Genomic DNA, 3245 nt, shown 5'->3' with positions numbered 1-3245 from the left:
GGCGTATTGCAGCGGTAACTCCTTTAACACTGGTTTGCGGTCCTCTTTTTTTGCCTTGTATAATTCTACCAGCTCTGCGACGACAAGACCGATCGACCAACCGTCAAAGGCAATATGATGGGTCAGCATCAGCAGCAAATGTTCCCGTGCGGACAGTTCGATCAGCGTCACCTTCAGCAGATAGTCCTGGGCCAGGTTGAACCGTTTTTCGATGCGGCGATGCACCAGCGAATGCCAGTCGATGCCGCCTTCCGGCGCCACCTCCTCCATTTTCCATCCCCCTGCCGGCAGACTTTGCTGGTAGCCGATCCCGCCTTCCTCGCGGATCACGGTCCTTAGGATCTCATGACGGGTGATCACCTGGCGGAAGGCATCGGCAAGCGCCGCTTTGTCGAGCGGACCTGTCAGCCGGAACAGCCAGGGCATATTGTATTGAACGCTTCCCTGTAACCGGTCGATAAACCAAAGCCGTTCCTGGGCGAAGGACAAAGGGGCCTTGTTCGATCTCTCCCGCCGGCGCACCGGCGGCAGACCCACTTCGCCCGACGGCACGACCACCCCGGCCGCCGGCACGACCCAGCGTTGGGCCAGTGAAGCAATGGTGGGATTTTCGAAAATATCTTTTATGGAGAGTTCTTTCGCCAATTGCTGACGCACCGCAGAGATGAATTGCACGGCAAGTAACGAGTGGCCGCCCAGTTCAAAGAAATTATCCTGTATGCCTACCCGCTCCACCTCCAGCAACTCCATCCAGATCTCCGCCAGCTGCTCCTCCACCCGTGTCTGCGGCGTCACATATTCCTTGCCCGACGACCCCGACAGGTCCGGATCGGGCAATGCCTTCCTGTCCACTTTGCCGTTGGGCGTCAGCGGGAAGTTATCCATTTCCACCAACGAGGCGGGGATCATATAGTCAGGAAGTTTGGAGCTTAGGAAAGCAGACACGGCATCCCGGTCCAGCTTCCCTGCCGTCACTACATACCCTGTCAGGCGTTTGCCTGAGGCTTTTTCATCCGATACTGCGACGATCGCCTGTTGCACACCCGGTGCCTGTTGTAAAACAGTTTCTATTTCGCCCAGCTCGATCCGGTAACCGCGGATCTTCACCTGGTGGTCTTTTCTTCCCAGGAATTCGACATTACCATCCGGCGACCACCGGCCCTGATCGCCGGTCTTATACCATCTGTTTTCGCCGTCAAAAGAAACAAATCTCTCTTTGGTGAGGGAATCCTTGCCTACATAGCCCGTCGCCACACCCGCTCCCCCGATATAAATTTCCCCGTCCACCCCGACAGGAACTATTTTCCCATTACGGTCCCTTATCGTTATTTGTGTATTTGCCAGTGGCCGGCCTATCGGAATGATGTCATTGTCCATCACCTTCGTTATCGGGTAATAAGTGGCATATACCGTTGTTTCCGTGGGGCCGTAAACATGAATGATCTTATCGCTCCCCAGGATATCTATCGCTTTTCGCACATGCGGCACAGAGACATTCTCTCCGCCGAACAATAACTTCCTGACCTTGCTGAACGCAGCCGGATGATGGTCGATAAATGTGTTGAACAGGGCAGTCGTGATAAAACACATCGTCACTTCCTGTTGCCGGATCGTCGCCGCTATCTCGTATACGTCGGCGGCTGCGCTATCCTTTATCAGACAGAGCCGGGCGCCCATCAGCAGGCAACTGTAGATCTCATAGACACTTCCGTCAAATGCGTAGTTTGACCATTGCAGCATCCGGTCCCCGGGTCTCACTGCTATTTCACCCGGTTCATAGACCAGCTTCAGGATATTGCCCTGATTCACCAGGATCCCTTTGGGTTTGCCAGTCGTACCGGAAGTATACATGATATACACCCCTGTCTGGCTGTCGCGCGTGAGGACGGGACGATCCAGGGGGTAAGCGAGAGCTTCCTGTATAAAAACGGATTGACAGTCACCCGTCGCCGGCAGATCGGGCAATGCCGCTCCGGTAGTCACGATCATGGAGATTCCCGCGTCTTCGCGGATATAGGTCAATCTGTCCGGCGGATATTCGAGATTGAAAGGCACATAGATACCCCCGCTTTTCAGAATACCCAGCATAGCCGTTATCATTTCAATGGAACGGCGCGAGAACAGCCCGATTCGGTCACTGGGGCCGCTGCCTTTCGCCAGTAGCAGATGCGCCAGCTGATTGGCGCGTTCATCGAGCTGGCGATAGCTCAACGCCTGATCTTCGAACACCACGGCGGTGGCCTCCGGTGTCCGGTCTACCTGTTCTTCAAACAACTGCACGATCGTCTTGTCCCTGGGATATTCTGCGGCCGTGGCATTGAATCCTTCCAACAGCTGATGTCGTTCGGCCGTCGTTAAGATATCCAGATCGCCGATCCGCTGACCGGGATCGTTTACGATGGCGTGCAGCAGGGTACTGTAATGCGCCCCCATCCGTTCCATCCGTTGGCGGCCGAATAACGCCGTGCTGTAACGCAACAGGAAGGACACGCCTTCTTCTGTCTCCGTTGCTATCAAATGCAGATCAAATTGTGTTGTCGATAAGGTTCTTCCATATTCCGACAGGGTCAGCCCATCCAGCGCCATTGCCGGGGTTCCTTTTTCTTCGGTATTCTGCAGCGCAAAAAGCACCTGGAACAGCGGACTGCGGCTGGTGTCCCGTTGCTTCACGACCCGCTCCACCACCTTCTCGAATGGCGCCTGCTGATGATCATAGGCCTCAAGCGTGGAAGCCTTCACCTGCGCCAGCAGTGACTGGAAAGAAGGGTCTCCCTCCACTGTACTGCGGATTGCCAGGGTGTTCACAAAAAAGCCGATCAGTTCGGATAGTTGCTCCTGAGTACGGCCGGCGACCGGTGTCCCGACCACGATGTCCTGCTGTCCGCTGTAGCGGTGAAGCAGGACGTTAAAGCCCGCCAGCAGCAGCATATATAGCGTCACCCCCTCCCGTTGACACAGGGCACGCAACCCCGCCGTCAACTCCGGGGCGATCGTAAAAGAAATAGCCGCTCCTGCCACCTCCTGCACCGACCGGCGAACGAAGTCCGTCGGCAGCTCCAGCGTTGCCGCATCCCGCAGCTTCTCCTCCCAGTACCCCAGCTGCTCCTCGAGGTAGTCGCCGCTGATATAACGACGCTGCCATACCGCATAGTCCCGGTATTGCACCGGCAACGGCCGCAGCGCCGGCGTTGCCCCCCGGCTATAACTGTTGTACAGTTCCACAAACTCCTTTACAAGGATATTAC

Annotated in this window: 1 protein-coding gene; it reads right to left on the bottom strand. The window is 56.0% G+C overall.

Features of this window, described 5'->3' with window-relative positions; genetic code table 11:
- Window positions 1-3245, bottom strand: a 3245-nt coding sequence (locus VGM48_RS10545) for an amino acid adenylation domain-containing protein (RefSeq protein WP_331578797.1), incomplete at both ends; no start/stop codon positions are given.

This window comes from Puia sp., assembly GCF_036500295.1.
Taxonomy (GTDB): domain Bacteria; phylum Bacteroidota; class Bacteroidia; order Chitinophagales; family Chitinophagaceae; genus Puia.
Note: the sequence above shows the minus strand (reverse complement) of the source record. Positions and strands in the feature narration are given on the sequence as shown.